The sequence below is a fragment of the Barnesiella sp. CU968 genome (genome assembly GCF_905219685.1).
Lineage (GTDB): Bacteria > Bacteroidota > Bacteroidia > Bacteroidales > Muribaculaceae > Lepagella > Lepagella muris_A.
The window spans coordinates 1-1,744 of the sequence record NZ_CAJMXD010000506.1; the positions used below are offsets into that span (position 1 = coordinate 1).

At 47.9% G+C, this 1,744-nt stretch carries 3 protein-coding genes; all 3 read left to right on the forward strand.

Annotation, left to right across the window (positions count from 1 at the left end):
- The first annotated feature begins 73 nt into the window (after positions 1-73).
- Positions 74-511: a hypothetical protein gene (locus JX312_RS13160; protein WP_128708143.1), complete on the forward strand. Its 438-nt coding sequence runs from the start codon at positions 74-76 to the stop codon at positions 509-511.
- A gap of 5 nt (positions 512-516) precedes the next feature.
- Positions 517-1,038 carry a hypothetical protein gene (locus JX312_RS13165; protein WP_204458377.1) on the forward strand — a complete coding sequence of 174 codons (522 nt, stop codon included), beginning with the start codon at positions 517-519 and terminating at the stop codon, positions 1,036-1,038.
- 12 nt (positions 1,039-1,050) lie between these two features.
- A partial coding sequence (locus JX312_RS13170; RefSeq protein WP_204458378.1) for a LysE family translocator occupies positions 1,051-1,744 on the forward strand: 694 nt, incomplete at its 3' end.

Consider the following 1,744-nt stretch of genomic DNA (forward strand, 5'->3'; position numbering starts at 1 on the left):
GATCCCGCCAACTGGGTTCCCGGCGGCAGGGAATAAATATAATAATTAACCTGATAAATATCAACATCAGCATATGGCAACATACAGAAGTGAGGATGTGACGCTTGGCGCTCCCGCCGAGACTGTATTTCTTAAACTCGACAATCTTCAGGGTCTGGGCGAGATGATCAGGAACGCTCCAGCCGAGCAGATTCCGGCAGACAAGCGTGACATGCTTGAAAAAATTGAAGTTACAGCAGACACGATTTCTTTTCCTGCCGGTCCGATGGGAGCTATTACACTACGCAAGACGCAGAGTGTGAGTCCGTCGCTGATACGTCTTGAGGGGGAGGGCACACCGGTGCCGATGTCGCTGAGTCTTCATATAGTTCCGATGGGAGATGTTGCAAGCACAGCATATGTTGAAATAGACTTGCAGATCCCGGCTATGTTGAAGCCCATGGTCAGCGGGCCGCTTAATAAAATGACTTCGGAATTCGCCAACATGCTGAGGGCGGTTCCATTCAATTGAACGTTTTGAATATATTCAGAGCGGCTATTGCCGCTATATTAATGTCAGTTGTCCTTTTGATGTCGGGTTGTCACACGGTCGATGACGAAAGGATACCGGCAGTGCCGGTCAACATAAATCTTGCGGATGCCGGACTCTGGAACACTTACGGTGTGTCGGGGTTCGGTCTGTTCCGTTATTTTATTCCCCAGGCAGGAGAGCCTGCCGGATTCCGTTATACCGCCAATACGGCGACAGGTTTCGGAGGAGTGCTGCTTATTGGCGGAATGGATCCGTTCTCTACAGAAACGAATGTTCCGCTTGCCTATGATCTTGCCTGCCCAGTGGAGTGCGATCCGAATGTCCGTGTGAGCGTGGACCCTTCGATATTCGAGGCAGTATGTGGCAAATGCGGTTCGCATTATGACATCACCATGCAGGGAGGCGCACCTGTTTCGGGTCCTGCATCCCAGGGAAAACATAAATACGGTCTCAACAGGTATCAGTGTCTTCGGTCAACATCGGGAGGCTATATTATAACCAGATGATTATTTGATGCGATGGGTATTCTCGAAGGTATATTGTATACGATATGGCGGGGTCTTGCCATCGGCATCATAATCTCCGCACCGATGGGTCCGGTCGGCATACTGTGTGTACAGCGCACCCTTGACAAGGGACGCAGGACCGGCTTATATACAGGAGTAGGCGCCGCTATCTCAGATCTTCTATACTGTCTGCTTACCGGCTTCGGACTTTCTTTTATCGAAGAATTTCTTGAACGGAACAGTAACATAATCCAGCTTATCGGAAGTCTTGTGCTTATCGGCTTCGGAGTCTATCTGTTCAAGTCAAATCCTTCACGCAAACTGAAAAAGCCTTCCGAGCAAAAGATTCCTGCCGGAAGAAATATCTTGAACGGTTTCCTTTTTACCGTCTCCAATCCATTGATAATCTTCCTGATAATAGGTCTTTTCGCACGGTTTAATTTCCTTATGCCGGAAATCCGTTTTTATCATTACATCATAGGATTCGTATTTATATTTCTCGGAGCATTGTTATGGTGGTATGTCGTGACTTTTTTTGTCGACAAGGTCCGCGCACATTTCAATCTTCGTTCAATGTGGCTGGTCAACAAGATTATAGGTGGAGTTATCTTTCTTTTTGCCATAGTTGGAATAATCACCGCCATAACAGGGATTGCCTCGGCTTCCACGTCCTCTGTGTATATGAACAGACACAGGGGCTTCACCG

Excerpts from the sequence above, each read along its gene's own strand:
- JX312_RS13160 (WP_128708143.1), top strand. The coding sequence starts at position 74 with ATGGCAACATACAGAAGTGAGGATGTGACGCTTGGCGCTCCCGCCGAG.